Origin of the sequence: Pseudomonas sp. Pdm06 (assembly GCF_014851795.1) — a bacterium.
GTDB lineage: Bacteria > Pseudomonadota > Gammaproteobacteria > Pseudomonadales > Pseudomonadaceae > Aquipseudomonas > Aquipseudomonas fluorescens_AA.
On record NZ_JACVAH010000041.1, the window covers coordinates 1 to 648 of the forward strand.

At 61.3% G+C, this 648-nt stretch carries 1 protein-coding gene and 1 pseudogene; both read right to left on the reverse strand.

The features are described 5' to 3' along the window. Positions 1–4: 4 nt before the first annotated feature. Positions 5–280, reverse strand: a complete 276-nt coding sequence (gene pqqD / locus IB266_RS30450; RefSeq protein WP_060743025.1) for a pyrroloquinoline quinone biosynthesis peptide chaperone PqqD — start codon at positions 278–280, stop codon at positions 5–7. After that, a pseudogene (locus tag IB266_RS30455) lies at positions 277–648 on the reverse strand (pyrroloquinoline quinone biosynthesis protein C); the annotation flags it as partial. The gene pqqD and the pseudogene IB266_RS30455, both read right to left, overlap by 4 nt.

Consider the following 648-nt stretch of genomic DNA (forward strand, 5'->3'; position numbering starts at 1 on the left):
GGTGTCAGGCAAGTTCGATCCAGTGCTGTGCACGGGCGACCTCCATGAATTGCTCGATGTCGTCACCAAGTTCCGGCACGTCGGGAAACTGCTTGGCCAACTCGTCGATGATGGTCGCGACATCCCGTTCGCCGTCGATCAGGCCACCGATCAGCGCAGCGCTGTCGTTCAACTTGATCATGCCTTCAGGATAGAGCAGCACGTGGCCTTTCTGGGCCGGTTCGTACTGGAAACGATAGCCGGGGCGCCAGCGCGGGGTTTGGCTGCGGTCGAAACTCATAAGGTAATTCCTTTGTGCCAAACCCGTTGGTCGGTCACGCTGTGATAGGGCGGGCGATTCAATTCGTAGGCCATGCTCATGGCGTCGAGCATGCTCCAGAGGATGTCCAGCTTGAACTGGAGAATCTCCAACATGCGTTCCTGCCCTGCGCGGGTGGTGTAGTGCTGCAAGGTGATCGCCAAGCCATGCTCCACATCGCGCCGGGCCTGGCCCAGGCGGGTGCGGAAGTATTCATAGCCGGCCGGGTCGATCCACGGGTAATGCTGGGGCCAACTGTCCAGGCGCGACTGGTGGATCTGCGGGGCGAACAGTTCGGTCAGCGAGCTGCTGGCGGCCTCTTGCCAACTGGCCCGGCGGGCGAAGTTGAC